The organism is Enterobacter sp. DN (assembly GCF_046054285.1).
In the GTDB taxonomy this organism is placed as follows: domain Bacteria; phylum Pseudomonadota; class Gammaproteobacteria; order Enterobacterales; family Enterobacteriaceae; genus Enterobacter; species Enterobacter hormaechei_C.
Genome location: NZ_JBJJTG010000007.1, coordinates 1 through 15,759 on the forward strand (window position 1 = coordinate 1; position 15,759 = coordinate 15,759).

A 15,759-nucleotide genomic window follows, 5' to 3' on the forward strand; every position below is an offset into this window, starting at 1 on the left:
AGGTCGGGTCTCAGTCCAGGGCATAGCGAGTCTCCTCTTCTATGCCAGTTATAACTGTTACCCATGTATCCGGTCTAAAGTGTTACCCATGTTTCCGGTTCATACCGCAGCGCCACCCGGCTAAAAAGGCTTACGCCTGCGTCTCCAGCCAGTCTTCCAGCGTATACAGCGTCGCCCCTTCAGAGGCCATATCCATAAACGCCTGGGCGCTGTCCTGCGGCTGAATGTTCACCCCGCGGCAGCCGTCGGTGATGACGCTGACGGTATAGCCGAGCTGGAGCGCGTCCAGCACGGTAAACTTCACGCAGTAATCCGTTGCCAGTCCCAGCACAATCAGCTCCGTGATTTCGTGGTGACGTAACCACGCGTCCAGCGCCGTTTTCTGGCGATGCCCGTTATCAAAAAACGCGCTATAGCTGTCGATAGCCGGGTTTTCACCTTTATGGAACACCGCGTCGATGACTTTATGGTTCAGGAGCGGATGCAGTTCCGCGCCTTCCGTCTGCTGTACGCAGTGATCCGGCCAGAAGGTTTGCGGCAATCCGTCAAGTTCACCCTGAGTGAAAGGCTCAACGCGGTGCTGGCTGGCAAAGCTGCCGTGGTTAGCCGGGTGCCAGTCCTGGCTTGCGACAACCGCTTCACCACGAGCTTTACACCACTCAATCAGCGAATTCGCGACGTCTACGGTGCTGTCGCCTTCCGCGACGGCCAGCGCACCGCCCGCACAGAAATCATTTTGCAAATCGACCAGTAACAGGGCGCGTTGCTTCATGGGACCTCCTTATTCGTCCGGCGTCAGTTCACCGCGCAGGTTTTGCATCATGGCGCGGCGAATGGAATCAATATCCAGATCCTGACTCAGTAAATAGTGAAGTTTAGTCAGCGTTGCCTCAACGGTCATATCGAAACCACTGATCACCCCAGCGTGCGCCAGGGCATTACCGGTGGCGTAGCCGCCCATATTGACTTTGCCGGACATACACTGGGTGAGGTTGACCACCACAATCCCGCGATCGCTCGCCTCCTGAAGCTCTTTCAGGAATTCACCGTTCTGCGGGGCGTTACCCACACCATAGGAGCGCAGGATCAGCGCCTTCACCGGCTGGCGCAGGAAGTTGCGCACCACGTCGGCGGAAATACCCGGATAAATCGTCACTACGCCAATCGGCTGCGGGGTGATGGGGTGAACGATCAGCTCGCCTGCGGTATTCGGCGCGGGCGGCGTGCCCAGACGACGGATATGGATCCCCGCTTCCAGCAGCGGTTGCAGGTTAGGTGAGGCAAAAGCGTCAAAGCCATCGGCGTGCGCTTTAGTGGTACGGTTCCCGCGGTACAGTCGGTTGTTGAAGAACAGCGTTACCTCGTTGATCGGGTAATTAGCGGCCACGTACAGGGAGTTAAGCAGGTTGATCTGCCCGTCTGAACGCAGTTCCGCCAGCGGGATCTGCGAGCCGGTCACGATGACGGGCTTGCTCAGGTTCTCCAGCATGAAGGAGAGCGCCGAGGCGGTGAACGCCATGGTGTCGGTGCCGTGCAGGATCACGAAGCCGTCGTACTGGTCGTAATGGGCTTTAATATCGTCCGCAATATGCTGCCAGTCTTCCGGCGTCATGTCGGAGGAGTCCATCAGCGGCTCATATTCGTGGATGGTAAAGTCCGGCATTTCCGGACGGTGGAATTCAGGCATCAGCGCCAGCTGGCGCTGCAAGTGGCCGGAAACCGGGATATAGCCATTTTCTGAGCGCTGCATACCGATGGTACCGCCGGTATAGGCGACATAAATTGATTTCTTCTGCATGGTAATGAGTTCTTGTTCTTCAAAAGAAAAAATCCCCTCTTCACGGAAAGAGGGGACGGTTTTTAACGCACGTTCGCACAGGTCAGGCAAAACGCGTAGCGGCTTTGTGGATCATTAAATGCTGCAAGCTTGTCGCTCTCCGCTTTCATGGCTTTCGCCGCGGTCGCCACCGGCGCCGGCAGATAAGCCTGAAGCGCGTCCGGCAGCATGGCACGAACGGAGCCGGACATGCTGTCCATGACCATATCGAAGAACGTTGGTTCGTCCTGATAATAGTCCACGTGCCACTGCTTGAGCTTCGCCAGCTCCGCCGCTTTCTTCACGGCGTCGTCGAAGTCACCCAGGCTGTCTACCAGGCCGTTGCTCTTCGCGTCCTGGCCGGTCCAGACGTGGCCCTGAGCGATCTGGTCAATCTGATCGGGCGTCTTTTTACGGGAGTCCGCAACCAGCGTGATGAAACGTTTATAGCCACTCTCAATGCTGAGCTGCATCATCTCAGACACTTCAGGCGGCAGGGATTTGGTAACGGACACGTCCGCCAGCGGCGAGGTGGAGACGCCGTCGGTGTGGACGCCGAGATAATCCAGGCTGTTCTCTACGGTGTTGATCACGCCGAAGATGCCAATCGAGCCGGTCAGCGTGCTTGGGTTAGCCACAATGTAGTTGGCTGGCGTCGAGATCCAGTAGCCCCCGGAAGCCGCCATGCCGCCCATCGAGACCACTACCGGCTTGCCTGCGGCGCGCGCGGCGGCCAGTTCAGCACGGATTACTTCAGAGGCGCTGACGCTGCCGCCAGGGCTGTTCACCCGCAGGACAATCGCCTTCACTTTCGGATCCAGGCGTGCATCGCGGATCTGCGACGCGGTGGTGTCCCCGCCGACGTTCCCCGGCGTTTCTTCGCCATCCATAATGGCCCCGTTAGCAAACACCACGGCGATGCTGTCACCGCTGTCGTCCGGCTTTTTCGCGGCGTAGTCATACATGCTGATGGCGCTGTAGTTTTTATCCTCTTTACTCCAGCCGAACTGTTTGGTCAGCGCTTTTTCAATTTCAGCGCTGGAACCCAGCTGATCGACCAGTTTGTTATCAAGCGCGTATTTCGCTGTATCGCCGTCCACCTTGCGCAGGCCGTCCAGCACGCCGCGCGCGCCCGGGAAGACCTGCTCAGCGGTAATCTGACGGTTAGCGGCAATGGTGCCGAGGTAGTTCTGCCACAGCTCGCCAATCCAGCGGCTGTCCGCTTCACGGGCGGCAGGGGACATATCATCGCGGATAAACGGCTCCACGGCGGATTTATAGGTCCCGACGCGGAAGACGTGGGTGGTGACCTTCAGCTTGTCGAGCAGCGATTTGTAGTACAGACCGTTAGTGGCGAAGCCATGCAGATCGACCGTGCCCTGTGGCGAAAGCCAGATCTTATTGGCAAAGCTCGCCAGATAATATTGTCCCTGGGTGTAGCTGTCGCCAATCGCAATAACCGGTTTACCGCTGTCGCGGAATTCGCGCAGCGCTTTACCGATGTACTGCATTGACGGCTGATCGGCGCCGGCAAAATCTTTCAGGTCCAGCACGATACCGGTAATGTTACGATCGTCTTTAGCCTGACGGATGGTGTCGACAATATCAAACAGGGAGTTTTCCTGAAGACGGTCTGACGTTGCGCCGAACAGCTGGCGACCAATCACGCCCAGACGGTTGCTGGTCGATGGCTTATCAACAATCACCCCGGTGATATCGAGTAACAGCGCGCCGCGCGTCGAATGCTGCGACTGGTTTGCATTGCTGATATGCATCCAGATACCTGCGCATACCAGGACCAGGAAGATGAAGAAGATGTTCATCACCAGGTTGCGGACGAAGTTGAGCAGTCGCCACGTCCATTTAAAGAAACCGGCAAAGATTCGCCAAAGGGTTCGCATGTATTCTCCCTAACCAGAAAAGGACTGTTTCCGTCGCCACGGGACGGTAATGTGCGGTTATCGTAATGACCCAACCGCCACTTGTCAGCAGGAATCGCCTGCCACGCTGTAACAAATTCTGCTGTCGTGTTAATTTTGTGAGTAAATTTCATGAAAGGAGTTAACCAATGGACGCACTTGAACTGCTTGTTAACCGTCGTAGCGCTTCCCGCCTGGCCGAACCGGCACCCGTCGGCGAGCAGCTGGAAAACATTCTGCGTGCCGGAATGCGTGCGCCGGACCATGGCACATTGCAGCCGTGGCACTTCTTTATCATTGAAGGCGAAGGGCGCAACCGCTTCAGCCAGCTGCTGGAGCAGGGGGCTGTTGCCGCAGGCCAGGATGAGAAGGGGATTGATAAAGCCCGCAACGCGCCGTTCCGTGCGCCGATGATCATCGCGGTAGTCGCAAAATGTCAGGCCGATCATAAAGTGCCGGTCTGGGAGCAGGAGATGTCTGCCGGTTGCGCGGTAATGGCAATGCAGATGGCCGCCGTCGCGCAGGGCTTTAACGGCATCTGGCGTACCGGGCCGCTGACCGGGAGCGCCGCCGTGCGGGAAGGTTTCTCCTGCGGCGAACAGGATAAAATTGTCGGCTTCCTCTATCTCGGCACCCCGCAGCTTAAAGCTTCCAGCACCATTAGCGTGCCGGACACTACGCCTTTCGTCAGCCGTTTTTAATCACCCGCGCTAAACTGTCTGGATTCTGAGCATCCGCCGCAGAATTCAGACAGTCATACTTACCTCTTTATGGAATGAGCGCTACCATAGCGCGATTGAGATGACAGGAGACGTCCATGAGCGAGCAAACCATTCGTTTAACGCAATACAGCCACGGAGCCGGTTGCGGTTGTAAAATTTCCCCGAAAGTGCTGGAGACCATCCTGCACAGTGAGCAGGCGAAGTTTGTCGACCCGAACCTGCTTGTCGGTAACGAAACGCGTGACGATGCAGCGGTTTATGACCTGGGTAACGGCACCAGCATTATCAGCACTACTGACTTCTTTATGCCGATTGTCGACAACCCGTTCGACTTCGGGCGCATTGCGGCCACCAACGCCATCAGCGATATCTTTGCGATGGGCGGTAAACCGATTATGGCGATCGCCATTCTGGGCTGGCCGATTAACACCCTCCCGCCGGAGATTGCCCGCGACGTGATCGAAGGCGGACGCTTTGCCTGCCAGCAGGCGGGTATTGCCCTGGCCGGTGGTCACTCTATCGATGCGCCGGAGCCGATCTTCGGCCTGGCCGTCACCGGCGTGGTGCCGACCGAGCGCGTGAAGCGCAACAGCACCGCGCAGGCGGGCTGCAAGCTGTTCCTCACTAAGCCGCTGGGCATTGGCATACTGACCACTGCCGAGAAGAAATCCCTGCTGAAGCCCGAGCATATCGGTCTGGCAACGGAAGTGATGTGCCAGATGAACCTCGCCGGTGCGGCATTCGCCAATATCGACGGCGTGAAGGCCATGACCGACGTGACCGGTTTTGGTCTGCTGGGGCACCTCTCTGAAGTCTGTCAGGGCGCGGGCGTGCAGGCGCAGGTCTGGTATCAGGATGTGCCGAAGCTGCCGGGCGTGGAAGAGTACATTGCTCAGGGCGCAGTGCCGGGCGGGACGCAGCGCAACTTCGCCAGCTACGGCCATTTAATGGGCGAAATGCCGGAAGCGTGGCGTAACCTGCTGTGCGATCCGCAAACCTCCGGCGGCCTGCTGCTGGCGGTGACGCCGGAAGCTGAAGCTGACGTTCAGGCGACGGCTGCCGAGTTTGGCATCACCCTGACGGCCATTGGTGAGCTGGTGACCGCCCGCGGTGGTCGCCCGATGATTGAGATCCGTTAATTCGATGCGGTTGTTTATTGCCGAAAAGCCGAGTCTGGCGCGTGCCATCGCCGATGTGCTGCCCAAGCCGCATCGCAAAGGCGACGGCTTTATCGAATGCGGTAACGGGCAGGTGGTCACCTGGTGTATCGGTCACCTGCTTGAACAGGCGCAGCCGGATGTCTACGACAGCCGCTATGCCCGCTGGAACCTCAACGATCTGCCGATTGTGCCGGAAAAGTGGCGTCTCCAACCGCGTCCTTCCGTCACCAAACAGCTCAACGTCATTAAGCGCTTCCTGCATGAGGCGACGGAAGTGGTCCACGCGGGTGACCCGGACAGGGAAGGGCAACTGCTGGTTGATGAAGTGCTGGACTACCTGGAGCTGGCGCCGGAAAAGCGCCAGCAGGTGCAGCGCTGCCTGATCAACGACCTTAACCCGCAGGCGGTAGAGCGGGCCATTTCACGCCTGCGCGCCAACAGCGAATTTATTCCCCTGTGTGTCTCCGCGCTGGCGCGTGCCCGTGCGGACTGGCTGTACGGGATCAACATGACCCGCGCCTACACTATCCTCGGGCGCAACGCGGGTTATCAGGGCGTACTCTCCGTCGGTCGTGTCCAGACACCGGTGCTGGGGCTGGTGGTGCGTCGCGACGAAGAGATCGAAAATTTCGTCGCCAAAGACTTCTTCGAAGTCAAAGCGCATATCGTCACGCCGAAAGACGAACGCTTTACCGCCGTCTGGCAGCCAAGCGATGCCTGTGAGTCATATCAGGACGAAGAGGGACGGCTGCTGCATCGCCCGCTGGCGGAGCACGTGGTCAACCGCATTACCGGCCAGCCCGCAATCGTCACCAGCTATAACGACAAACGGGAAACGGAGCCCGCACCGCTGCCGTTCTCCCTTTCGGCGTTGCAGATTGAGGCGGCTAAGCGCTTTGGTCTTAGCGCACAGAACGTGCTCGATATCTGCCAGAAGCTCTACGAAACCCACAAGCTGATCACCTATCCGCGTTCGGACAGCCGCTATCTGCCGGAAGAACACTTCGCCGGACGCCACTCGGTGATGAATGCCATTGGCGTCCATGCGCCGGATCTGTTGCCGCAACCGGCGGTAAACCCGGATACCCATAACCGCTGCTGGGACGATAAAAAAGTCGATGCTCACCACGCGATAATCCCGACGGCGCGCACCAGCAACGTCAACCTGACCGACAACGAAGCAAAGGTCTATAACCTGATCGCACGTCAGTATCTGATGCAGTTCTGCCCGGACGCGGTGTTCCGCAAGTGCGTTATTGAACTGGAGATTGCCAAAGGCAAATTTATCGCCAAAGCGCGTTTCCTCGCGGAAGCGGGCTGGCGCACGCTGCTCGGCAACAAAGAGCGTGACGAAGAGAACGACGGCACGCCGCTGCCGGTCGTGGCCAAAGGCGACGAACTGCTGTGCGAGAAGGGCGAAGTGGTTGAACGACAAACCCAGCCGCCGCGCCATTTCACCGACGCGACGCTGCTGTCGGCCATGACCGGCATCGCCCGTTTTGTGCAGGATAAAGATCTGAAGAAGATCCTGCGCGCCACCGACGGTCTGGGGACGGAGGCGACCCGCGCGGGGATCATCGAACTGCTCTTTAAGCGCGGCTTCCTGGAGAAAAAGGGACGTTACATCCATTCAACAGAACCGGGCCGGGCGCTAATTCATTCGCTGCCGGAGCTGGCCGCCAGGCCGGACATGACCGCGCACTGGGAGTCGGTGCTGACGCAGATCAGCGAAAAGCAGTGCCGTTATCAGGACTTTATGCAGCCGCTGGTAGGGACGCTTTATCAGCTGATTGACCAGGCGCGCAGTACGCCAGTGAAGCGATTCCGGGGAATGGTCGCCCCGGGCGGCGGGGCGAAGAAACCGTTCAAAAAGAAGAAAAGCGCAGCCAAAAATACAACCGCTTAAACCGTAGGCCGGGTAAGGCGAAGCCGCCACCCGGCGAAAAGCCCGGTGGCGCTAACGCTTACCGGGCCTACAAGGGCGAGAATGCAGCGAAACTAAATCACACCCTGTCCGATCATCGCATCGGCCACCTTCACGAACCCGGCGATATTCGCCCCGCGCACGTAGTTAGTTTGCGAAGCCTCGCCGCCGTACTCCACGCAGGCGTGATGAATATCGAGCATGATGTGGTGCAGACGGGCATCCACTTTCTCTGCCTTCCAGCCCATTCTCGCGGCGTTTTGCGCCATTTCCAGACCGGATGTTGCCACGCCGCCAGCGTTCGCCGCCTTGCCTGGCGCAAACAGTACGCCCGCATCCAGGAACAGGTCGGTCGCTTCAATGGTGGTGGGCATATTTGCCCCTTCCGCTACCGCTTTCACGCCATTGCTAATCAGCGTCCGGGCGGCATCCACGTCCAGTTCGTTTTGCGTCGCGCACGGCAGGGCGATATCCACCGGCACGCCCCACGGCTGTTTACCTTCCAGATAGGTCAGGCCAAATTCACGGGCATAATCCGCTACCCGACCGTCACGGCTGGCCTTGATTTCGCACAGACGCGCCAGTTTTTCTGCTGTAAAGCCAGCTTCATCCACCACGGTACCGCTGGAATCGGAGGCGGTCACCACGCGCGCGCCAAACGCCATCGCTTTCTCGATAGCGTACTGCGCCACGTTGCCGGAGCCGGAGACCGCCACGCGCATCCCCTCGAAGCTCAGCCCGTGACGCTTAAGCATCGCTTCGGTGAAATAGACCAGACCATAACCCGTCGCTTCCGGGCGAATCAGGCTACCGCCAAACGACAGACCTTTGCCGGTAAAGACGCAGGCGCTGTTGTTGGAGAGCTTTTTCATCATCCCGGCCATAAAGCCCACTTCACGCCCCCCCACGCCGATATCCCCGGCAGGAACGTCGGTGTCCGGCCCAAGGTGGCGATAGAGCTCAGTGACCAGCGCCTGGCAGAAGCGCATCACTTCGCCTTCGCTCTTGCCTTTCGGATCGAAATCACTCCCGCCTTTACCGCCGCCCATCGGCAGGGTAGTGAGCGCATTTTTAAAGGTCTGCTCGAAGCCGAGGAATTTCAGAATCGACAGGTTCACCGAGGGGTGGAAGCGCATCCCGCCCTTAAACGGCCCAATGGCGGAGTTAAACTGCACGCGCCACGCGCGGTTGACCTGCACCTGATTGCGGTCGTCCACCCACGCCACGCGGAACTGGATGACGCGCTCCGGCTCTACCAGACGTTCAAGCAGCGCCATCTGACGGTAACGCGGATTTTCCTCAAGGAAGGGCCACAGGGTGGTCATGACTTCACGAACGGCCTGGGCAAACTCGCTTTGGTGCGGGTCGCGCTGCTGAACATGGGCAAGAAAGCTTTCCAGAGAGCGTGTCTGATCCATAGATATAAGAACCTCTTATAATAATTTATGCGTGTGGCGTAGATGTTTTGTGTCGTTTTTTTGACTATACCACCCGCACCGCTTTGAGAGGCAAGCAGAAATTTATGCCGCAAGGGAAATTAATGACAGGGCGCGCGTCATAACCAAAAGCGATGACGAGATAAATTAAAGATCCCGTCCGGATCGACCGTTATAGATATAAACGATGCAAAGGAAATAAAGTCTATGAACCGTTACGCAATGGCCGCGTTATGTTTGATGGTGTCCGCCGGGGCACAGGCTGACCGCATTCGCCCGGATGTCGAGGTCAACGTGCCGCCAGAGGTTTTTAGCGCTGGCGGCCAGCGTGCGCAGCCGTGTAATCAGTGCTGTATCTATCAGGATCAAAACTATTCCGAAGGCGCAGTAGTCAGGGCAGATGGCGTGCTGTTGCAGTGCCAGCGTGATGAACGCACCCTCAGTACAAATCCGCTGGTCTGGCGTCGCGTAAAAGAATAAACGCTTCCAGCAGCGGTATATCCGCCGGGGCTAAAGCATACGTGAACGCGTCTTCTGGCGTGCACCATACCAGCGCCGAGTGATAATGCGCCTTCAGCTGACCGCTAAATTCAGGCACATGCCAGGCGTGGAGGTGAATCAGCCGCTGCGACACCTCCCGCTGGTGGCTTGCCACATACCGCGCGGGCACGGCTTCAATGCCGAGTTCTTCGCGCAGTTCGCGGATCAGCGCTTCCGGCTGGGTCTCACCGGCTTCAACCTTCCCGCCTGCAAATTCCCACATTCCTGGCTGATCGGCATGTTCGGGACGCTGCGCCAGCAAAATCTTGCCCTCTTTTTCGAGGATGGCCGCAACCACATCGAGTGTTTTCAGCATGTTCGTCAATAATTAATAGCGAAAAACGACATATTATCGTGCCCTTCCAAAGAGTCCAGTCATCAGGAGAATCAGGTGAAAGAGACATCCGCCTGGGTTGCGCCCATGGAAACCCTTCCCGTCAGCCTCAGCCCCATCGCCGCCATGCAGAAAAAACACTTCGGCGCGGTGCTGAACCCCACGCGCTGGTGGGGGCGCATGCCGCGTCTTTTCTGGCTGGTGGCGCTGTTTGTCGGCTATCTGGAGCGGCGCAAGGCGCGTTTGACGCCGGTTCTGCGATCGCTACTAATGACGCGGGTCTCGCAGATCTGCCACTGCGCATTTTGTATTGATGCCAACAGCCTGCGTCTGGCCGAGCGGAGCGGGGCGCTGGATAAAGTGCAGGCCGTCAGCGACTGGCAAAATTCCACCCTGTTCAGCGAAGAGGAGCGCGCGGCGCTGGCCTATGCGGAAGCGGTCACCGCCACGCCACCTCAGGTGGATGAAAATATCAAAAGTCTGCTGAAGCGCCACTTTACGGAAGAGACCATCACCGAAATGACGGCTCTGATTGCCTTTCAGAATCTTTCCGCCCGCTTTAACGCCGCGCTGGATATCCCGGCTCAGGGGCTGTGCGCCACGTTTAAAGGTAAACCGCATGCTGGATAAACATCTGCACCCCCGACTGAAACCCGGGTTAAATCAGCTGGCCGCCACGCTGGATAAACCGTTTATCACGCCTGATGGCTTAACGCTCGCCGGGTTTGCGATTGGCGTGCTGGCGTTACCGTTTCTGGCGCTGGGCTGGTATCCGGCGGCGCTGATCGCCATTGTGCTGAACCGGCTGCTGGATGGTCTGGACGGCGCGCTGGCGCGTCGCCGTGGCCTGACGGACGCGGGAGGATTTCTTGATATCGCCCTCGACTTCCTGTTCTACGCCCTGGTGCCGTTTGGCTTTGCGCTGGCCGCTCCGGCTGATAACGCGATCGCCGCCGCCTGGCTGCTGTTCGCGTTTATGGGGACGGGCAGCAGCTTCCTGGCCTTTGCCGCGCTGGCGGGGAAGCATGATATCGACAATCCCGGCTATGCGCACAAGTCGCTTTATTACATTGGAGGATTAACGGAAGGAACGGAGACCATCGCGCTGTTTGTGCTGTGCTGCCTGTTTCCGGCGCATTTCGCGCTGTTTGCCTGGACATTTGGCGCGTTGTGCTGGCTGACCACCACAACGCGCATCTGGAGCGGTTACATCACGCTGAAATCACTTCCCCGCTAGCGTGCGCTCTCCGGTCCGCGCTCCCCGGTGGAGACCGGGTTCTGCGGATGGCTGCTCCATTCGTACCAGCCGCCGTCGTAGACGGCAACGTTCTGCCAGCCCATGGCGCGGGCGTACATAAAGGCTTCAGACGCGCGCCAGCCGGTACCACAGTAAAACGCAACGTGCTGCTCCGGCAGGATATTCCACGTTTTCCACATGGCGGCAATATCATCGGCGCTGCGCATGGTGCCATCCGGATTGTGGAAATCTTCCATGTGGGTCGCGTCGCTGCCCGCATGGCCCCAGCGCGCACCGGCAATCTCACCTTTTGGCTTGATATAGCTGTAGCCGCTGGTTTCACCGATAAACTCTGGCCAGGAACGAATGCTCACCAGCGAGGCGTCCTGACGGTGCAGCATTCCCCGGGCCTGCTCCATATCCACCATCAGCCGGGGCTGGCCCGGGATCGGCGCGCCAAAATCAGGGGCTGGCTTCACCTTTGCAGGCGTTCCGCGCTCAACGGGCAGGCTGGCGTCGGACCACGCCTTCCAGCCGCCATCCAGAATTCGCACATCCTTCACGCCCGCGTAGAGCATGATCTGCGCCACGCGCGCGGCGGCATACACGTCGCGACCGTACAGAATGACGGTGGTATCGTGACGGATCCCGTGCTTCGCCAGCATCGCTTTCAGCTTTTCGTCAGAAACCTTATTCCACAGCGGTTCGCTTTCCACTTCATTGGTGTCGATATAGCCCGCACCGGGAATGTGGCTCAGGAGATAAAGCTTCGGCGCACCCCAGCCAGCCTCGATCACCTTCCACTCTCCGGCTGGTGCGGCGGTAACGGGTTTGCCCTGCTGCAACTGGCGGATCCACTGCGGATAAACCAGCTGTTCGAAATGCGCCAGACGTTGCAGACGGTCGGATTGTTGCAGGGCATCGCTCAGGGTGGAGACGTGGGTAAAGCCCGCTTTCTCCAGCCGCGTTTTGACGGTCTGGTTGTCATCATCGTTGCCATAGAGCGCAACCGGCATGTCTGGCGTAAGCCGATGTTGTTTTGCCCAGCCGCTGAGCTGTTCATCGCTCATTGCCCCAAGCCAGCTGGCAGAGAGATTAAGCGCGGCGGGTTCATGCCCGGACGTTCCGCTCAGGGTCTGCGGCCAGCCGTTATAGAACGCACTGACGCGCGTATCAATTACCGCGCCGTTTTGCGCCTGGAGCTGGTCCAGCGTGAGGGAGTGGGGCATATCAGCCGCCGTGGAGGAGAGTGAGGCGAGGCCGCAGATCAGGGCCAGCGCGGTCAGTTGAGAAACACGTTTCATCGAAAAACCTGACGTCATTAAAAGAGGGGGGCATTGTCGTCTCTCCTGAAGCCAAAAACATTGCGTTAGCACATTATTGCCAGCGAGAAATCTCAATCACCTCGCCGCCGGGCGGAATATCGTCCTCATCATGCGTGACCAGCACCACCGGGATCCTGCGCTGGCGAGTAACCTCGAATACCCACGCCCGGAATGAGGCGCGCAGCGTTTTATCCAGTCGACTGAACGGCTCGTCGAGCAGCAATGCCTGCGGCTGGGCGAGAAGAGCGCGCAACAGGCTGACCCGGGCGCGCTCGCCGCCGGAAAGGGTCGCCGGATCGCTGGCGTAGTGGTTTGCCAGCCCGGCAGTGTCCAGGGCCTGTTCTACCGCGTTGCGGCGGGCGCGCCCGACGATGTGCGCCGGCAGCGCCAGCATCAGGTTTTGCCCCACGCTGAAGGCGTCAAACAGCAGGGCATCCTGAAACAGAATGCCGATCCCGCGCGTTTCCACGGGGAGCATATCGCAGCGGCGATCGTTCAGCCATATCTCGCCGTGCGCCTTAAAATCAGCGGATAACGCCCCCACCATCCAGGCGAAAAGGGTCGATTTCCCGCTCCCGGAGGGCCCCATCAGCGTGACAATCTCCCCCGCCGGGACGCGGAAGTTGACCTCACGGAAGAGTGGCGCAATGGTGAGATTTTTCACGTTCAGCATTAACGTAATCCTTGTCTGTGACGGCCCACGAGCCGGGAGAGCAGCGCGGCAAGGGCAAATACGCTGCTGGTCAACAGCAACAGACCCAGCGCCCGGCTGGCGAGGATCGGAATGCTGCCGCCGCTGCTGAGGGCGACCGCCTCCGTCGTCAGGGTGGTGAAACGTCCCGCTCCCAGCCAGAGGGTCGGCATGTACTGGGCCATGCTCACGGAAAAGCCGGTGGCAAAGGCCAGCAGGGCCGGACGAATCATCAGGGGGCATTTCACCAACCAGAAAATTTTCGCCTGTCGCCAGCCCAGCGTTCTGGCGGTGAGGATAAGCCGGGGATCGAGCCTGCGCCAGGCCGGTTGCAGCACCAGGAGCATCCACGGGAGAACCCAGAGCATATGGCTCCAGAGCACCGCAGCGTACTGGCCGTCGATGCCCAGCCACAGCGCCACGGCATATTGCCCGGACACGAGGGGCAGCGCCGGGAGGGCGAGCGGCAGCCAGACCCACACCGCGCCGCGCTGGGGTCCCCACTCAAGCCAGAGCATGAGGATGGCCAGCGCTGTCAGGCTGGACAGCAGCCCCAGTGAAAGGCTGTCGCTGACGGGGCCGATGTCGTCCCGGCGTGCCAGCATCAGCAGAACCAGCGCACAGAGCACGCCGCACAGCGGCAGTAACCCGCCCAGCGTCCGTGCGGGCAGCGCAGTATGCGAAGCGTGACGAACTCCGGAGGGGTCACGCTGGGCGCGCCGCCATGCCGTCCAGAAGCCGTATCCCACCGCGGCAAGCGCCGCCAGCAGCAGGAGCAACACCAGACACAGCAGCGTTCCCTTTGTTTGCTGTTGTGCATCGCCCTGGGCGAGCCACTGCCAGGCCAGTACCGCCAGCGTAGGCGGGTTGCCTGGCCCGAGCACGATCGCCACATCCACCACGGAAAGCGACCAGGCCAGCACCGCCAGCATGACTGCGCCCAGCGCGGGGGCGATTGCCGGGAGGACGAGCCAGTTGAGCGCCTGCATTCGTCCGTAGCCGAAGGTATGCAGGACGATTTTCTGCTGTGCGAGACGCTTTTCAGGCAGCGCGGCGTAGATTGCCCACAGAACGAACGCGCTCTCTTTGACCGCAAGCGTCAGGCCAAGCCCGATACCGTAGCGGTCAAGCTGCGGCGAACAGACCGTACAGATCCGGTAAAACTGCCCCCCTTCCGCAAACAGCAGCAGCGCGCTGGTGGCGAAGGCGACGTGCGGCACGGCTAACAGCCACGGCAGACGGGTGCTCAGGCGCTGCCAGCCTTCACCCGGCCAGAGAAGCGCAAGCAGGGTCAGGGCGATAAACAGTGAGCCCAGCGTCGCGATAAGCGTGGAAACCAGCGTGGCGGCCAGCGCCTGCGGCAGCTGCGGGTCGGCAAACAGCGTCGCCCAGTTGCCGGGAGAAAACGCCGGGGCCAGCAGCATGCCGCTGGCGGGAAGCAGTGGCAGATAGATGACCGCCATTGCCGCCCAGACCAGCCCGCTTAGCGGGTTCCGTAGCGGCGAAGCCATTCCTGCTCCAGGGCGTTAACCCAGGCGGCGTGCGGTTCGGGAAGTACATCAGGCGTGCCTGAGGGGGTAAAGGCGCGAAGCTGTTTTGCCGCTTTCGCAGGCAGTTTTTCGCCATCCAGCACGCTCGGGTCACCCCAGATGGCAGGATTAGCTTTGCGGATCTGCGCCTGTGGTGACAGCAGGAAATTCGCCACCACTTTCGCACCTGCGCTCGCGCTGGCGTTTGCCGGGATGGCGACAAAATGGACGTTGCCGATCATGCCTTTGAGAAAGCCGAAACTGTAGCTGTCGGCAGGCAGTTCACCGCTCGCCACCTTTTGCATCGCATGGGCGGGGTTAAAGGTGAGCGACAGGTTCAGGCTGCCGCTGGCCAGCAGCGTATCCATGCGCGCAGGCGACGGAGGAAAATCGTTCCCTTCGCGCCACAGCAGGGGGTGCAGCGTATCAAGGTAATCCCACAGCGGTGCGGTGACCTGCGCAAAGGTACTGTCTGGCGCGTTTTTTAGCGCCTCCGGATGGGCGGTCAGCGCCAGCAGTAGCTGCTCAAGAAACGCCGTGCCGGTAAAATCCGGCGGTCGCGGATAGCTCACCTTGCCAGGGTGCTGCCGGGCGTATACCAGCAGCGCGTGGGGATCTGCCGGTGGTGTCGGCGTACTCGCTTTACGGGCGATAAAGGTTAATTGCGCGCCGCCCCACGGGGATTCTGCCCCATCGGTCGGGATGGCAAAATCTTCCGTTACCGGTTTACGGGTATCGACGTAGCGCCAGTTGGGCAGGGTTTGCGCCCAGCCGGTGAGCAGCAGGTTTGCCGCTTTCAGGTTGCGGAAGTTTTCCCCGTTTACCCAGAGCAGATCCACCGACCCGTTACTGCTACGTCCTGCGGCATGTTCCGTCTGGATCCGCTTCACCGCGTCGGCGGCATCGGCCAGATGAACGATCTTCAGGTTGATGGCGTAGTGCGTTTTCATCTCGCCGCTTACCCAGTCGAGGTAGCGGTTAACGGCCTCGTCACCGCCCCAGGCGTTAAACCAGACGGTCTGCCCGGTGGCCTGTTGCTGAATGGATTGCCAGCTCTCTGCGGCGAAGGCAGAGGTTGCCAGCAGCAGACTCGTCAGAAACGCGCAAAAACGCACCCGGCGCATAA

15 protein-coding genes are annotated in these 15,759 nt (G+C 59.7%); 6 read left to right on the forward strand and 9 right to left on the reverse strand.

Going from position 1 to position 15,759, the window contains the following annotated elements; all coding sequences use genetic code 11:
- Positions 1–130 precede the first annotated feature (130 nt).
- The 3 genes from pncA to sppA all read right to left on the reverse strand — a co-directional run bounded on the left by pncA (position 131) and on the right by sppA (position 3,717).
- Positions 131–772: a bifunctional nicotinamidase/pyrazinamidase gene (gene pncA, locus ACJTMZ_RS16205; RefSeq protein ID WP_063660030.1), complete on the reverse strand. Its 642-nt coding sequence runs from the start codon at positions 770–772 to the stop codon at positions 131–133.
- Positions 773–781: 9 nt separating this feature from the next.
- Positions 782–1,798: an asparaginase gene (gene ansA / locus ACJTMZ_RS16210; RefSeq protein ID WP_023303507.1), complete on the reverse strand. Its 1,017-nt coding sequence runs from the start codon at positions 1,796–1,798 to the stop codon at positions 782–784.
- A 62-nt stretch (positions 1,799–1,860) separates the two neighbouring features.
- Positions 1,861–3,717: a signal peptide peptidase SppA gene (gene sppA / locus ACJTMZ_RS16215; RefSeq protein WP_032653247.1), complete on the reverse strand. Its 1,857-nt coding sequence runs from the start codon at positions 3,715–3,717 to the stop codon at positions 1,861–1,863.
- Between the two features lie 167 nt (positions 3,718–3,884).
- On the opposite strand from sppA, the gene ACJTMZ_RS16220 reads away from it, so the two are divergent.
- The 3 genes from ACJTMZ_RS16220 (at position 3,885) to ACJTMZ_RS16230 (ending at position 7,523) form a co-directional block, all read left to right on the forward strand.
- Positions 3,885–4,436: an NAD(P)H nitroreductase gene (locus ACJTMZ_RS16220; RefSeq protein WP_045329659.1), complete on the forward strand. Its 552-nt coding sequence runs from the start codon at positions 3,885–3,887 to the stop codon at positions 4,434–4,436.
- 116 nt (positions 4,437–4,552) lie between these two features.
- Positions 4,553–5,596 carry a selenide, water dikinase SelD gene (gene selD / locus ACJTMZ_RS16225; protein WP_045329661.1) on the forward strand — a complete coding sequence of 348 codons (1,044 nt, stop codon included), beginning with the start codon at positions 4,553–4,555 and terminating at the stop codon, positions 5,594–5,596.
- A 4-nt stretch (positions 5,597–5,600) separates the two neighbouring features.
- A complete protein-coding gene (locus ACJTMZ_RS16230; protein WP_063138734.1) occupies positions 5,601–7,523 on the forward strand; it encodes a DNA topoisomerase III in 1,923 nt (640 codons plus the stop codon).
- 92 nt (positions 7,524–7,615) lie between these two features.
- Here the strand turns inward: ACJTMZ_RS16230 and gdhA are convergent, their stop codons facing one another.
- Entirely contained in the window at positions 7,616–8,959 is a 1,344-nt protein-coding gene (gene gdhA, locus ACJTMZ_RS16235) for an NADP-specific glutamate dehydrogenase (protein ID WP_015570765.1), read from the reverse strand.
- 225 nt (positions 8,960–9,184) lie between these two features.
- Between gdhA and ACJTMZ_RS16240 the strand changes: the two genes are divergently transcribed.
- Positions 9,185–9,457: a YnjH family protein gene (locus tag ACJTMZ_RS16240; protein WP_003857857.1), complete on the forward strand. Its 273-nt coding sequence runs from the start codon at positions 9,185–9,187 to the stop codon at positions 9,455–9,457.
- Here ACJTMZ_RS16240 and ACJTMZ_RS16245 read toward each other — a convergent pair.
- The gene (locus tag ACJTMZ_RS16245) at positions 9,417–9,833 is read right to left on the reverse strand and encodes a pyrimidine (deoxy)nucleoside triphosphate diphosphatase (protein ID WP_017384679.1); all 417 of its coding nucleotides are present in this window, start codon (positions 9,831–9,833) and stop codon (positions 9,417–9,419) included. The genes ACJTMZ_RS16240 and ACJTMZ_RS16245 overlap by 41 nt on opposite strands.
- A gap of 75 nt (positions 9,834–9,908) precedes the next feature.
- Here ACJTMZ_RS16245 and ACJTMZ_RS16250 point away from each other — a divergent pair, with 75 nt between their 5' ends.
- Both ACJTMZ_RS16250 and ACJTMZ_RS16255 read left to right on the forward strand, forming a co-directional pair.
- Positions 9,909–10,481, forward strand: a complete 573-nt coding sequence (locus ACJTMZ_RS16250; protein ID WP_017384678.1) for a carboxymuconolactone decarboxylase family protein — start codon at positions 9,909–9,911, stop codon at positions 10,479–10,481.
- Positions 10,471–11,088: a CDP-alcohol phosphatidyltransferase family protein gene (locus ACJTMZ_RS16255; protein WP_017693605.1), complete on the forward strand. Its 618-nt coding sequence runs from the start codon at positions 10,471–10,473 to the stop codon at positions 11,086–11,088. Before ACJTMZ_RS16250 ends, ACJTMZ_RS16255 begins: the two co-directional genes overlap by 11 nt.
- Here the strand turns inward: ACJTMZ_RS16255 and ACJTMZ_RS16260 are convergent.
- The 4 genes from ACJTMZ_RS16260 to ACJTMZ_RS16275 all read right to left on the reverse strand — a co-directional run bounded on the left by ACJTMZ_RS16260 (position 11,085) and on the right by ACJTMZ_RS16275 (position 15,757).
- Positions 11,085–12,392 carry a sulfurtransferase gene (locus ACJTMZ_RS16260; protein ID WP_032670808.1) on the reverse strand — a complete coding sequence of 436 codons (1,308 nt, stop codon included), beginning with the start codon at positions 12,390–12,392 and terminating at the stop codon, positions 11,085–11,087. The genes ACJTMZ_RS16255 and ACJTMZ_RS16260 overlap by 4 nt on opposite strands.
- A gap of 73 nt (positions 12,393–12,465) precedes the next feature.
- Entirely contained in the window at positions 12,466–13,086 is a 621-nt protein-coding gene (locus ACJTMZ_RS16265) for an ATP-binding cassette domain-containing protein (protein ID WP_032670089.1), read from the reverse strand.
- Entirely contained in the window at positions 13,086–14,615 is a 1,530-nt protein-coding gene (locus ACJTMZ_RS16270; protein WP_032670088.1) for an ABC transporter permease subunit, read from the reverse strand. Before ACJTMZ_RS16270 ends, ACJTMZ_RS16265 begins: the two co-directional genes overlap by 1 nt.
- Entirely contained in the window at positions 14,588–15,757 is a 1,170-nt protein-coding gene (locus ACJTMZ_RS16275; protein ID WP_072204260.1) for an ABC transporter substrate-binding protein, read from the reverse strand. Before ACJTMZ_RS16275 ends, ACJTMZ_RS16270 begins: the two co-directional genes overlap by 28 nt.
- Positions 15,758–15,759 lie beyond the last annotated feature (2 nt).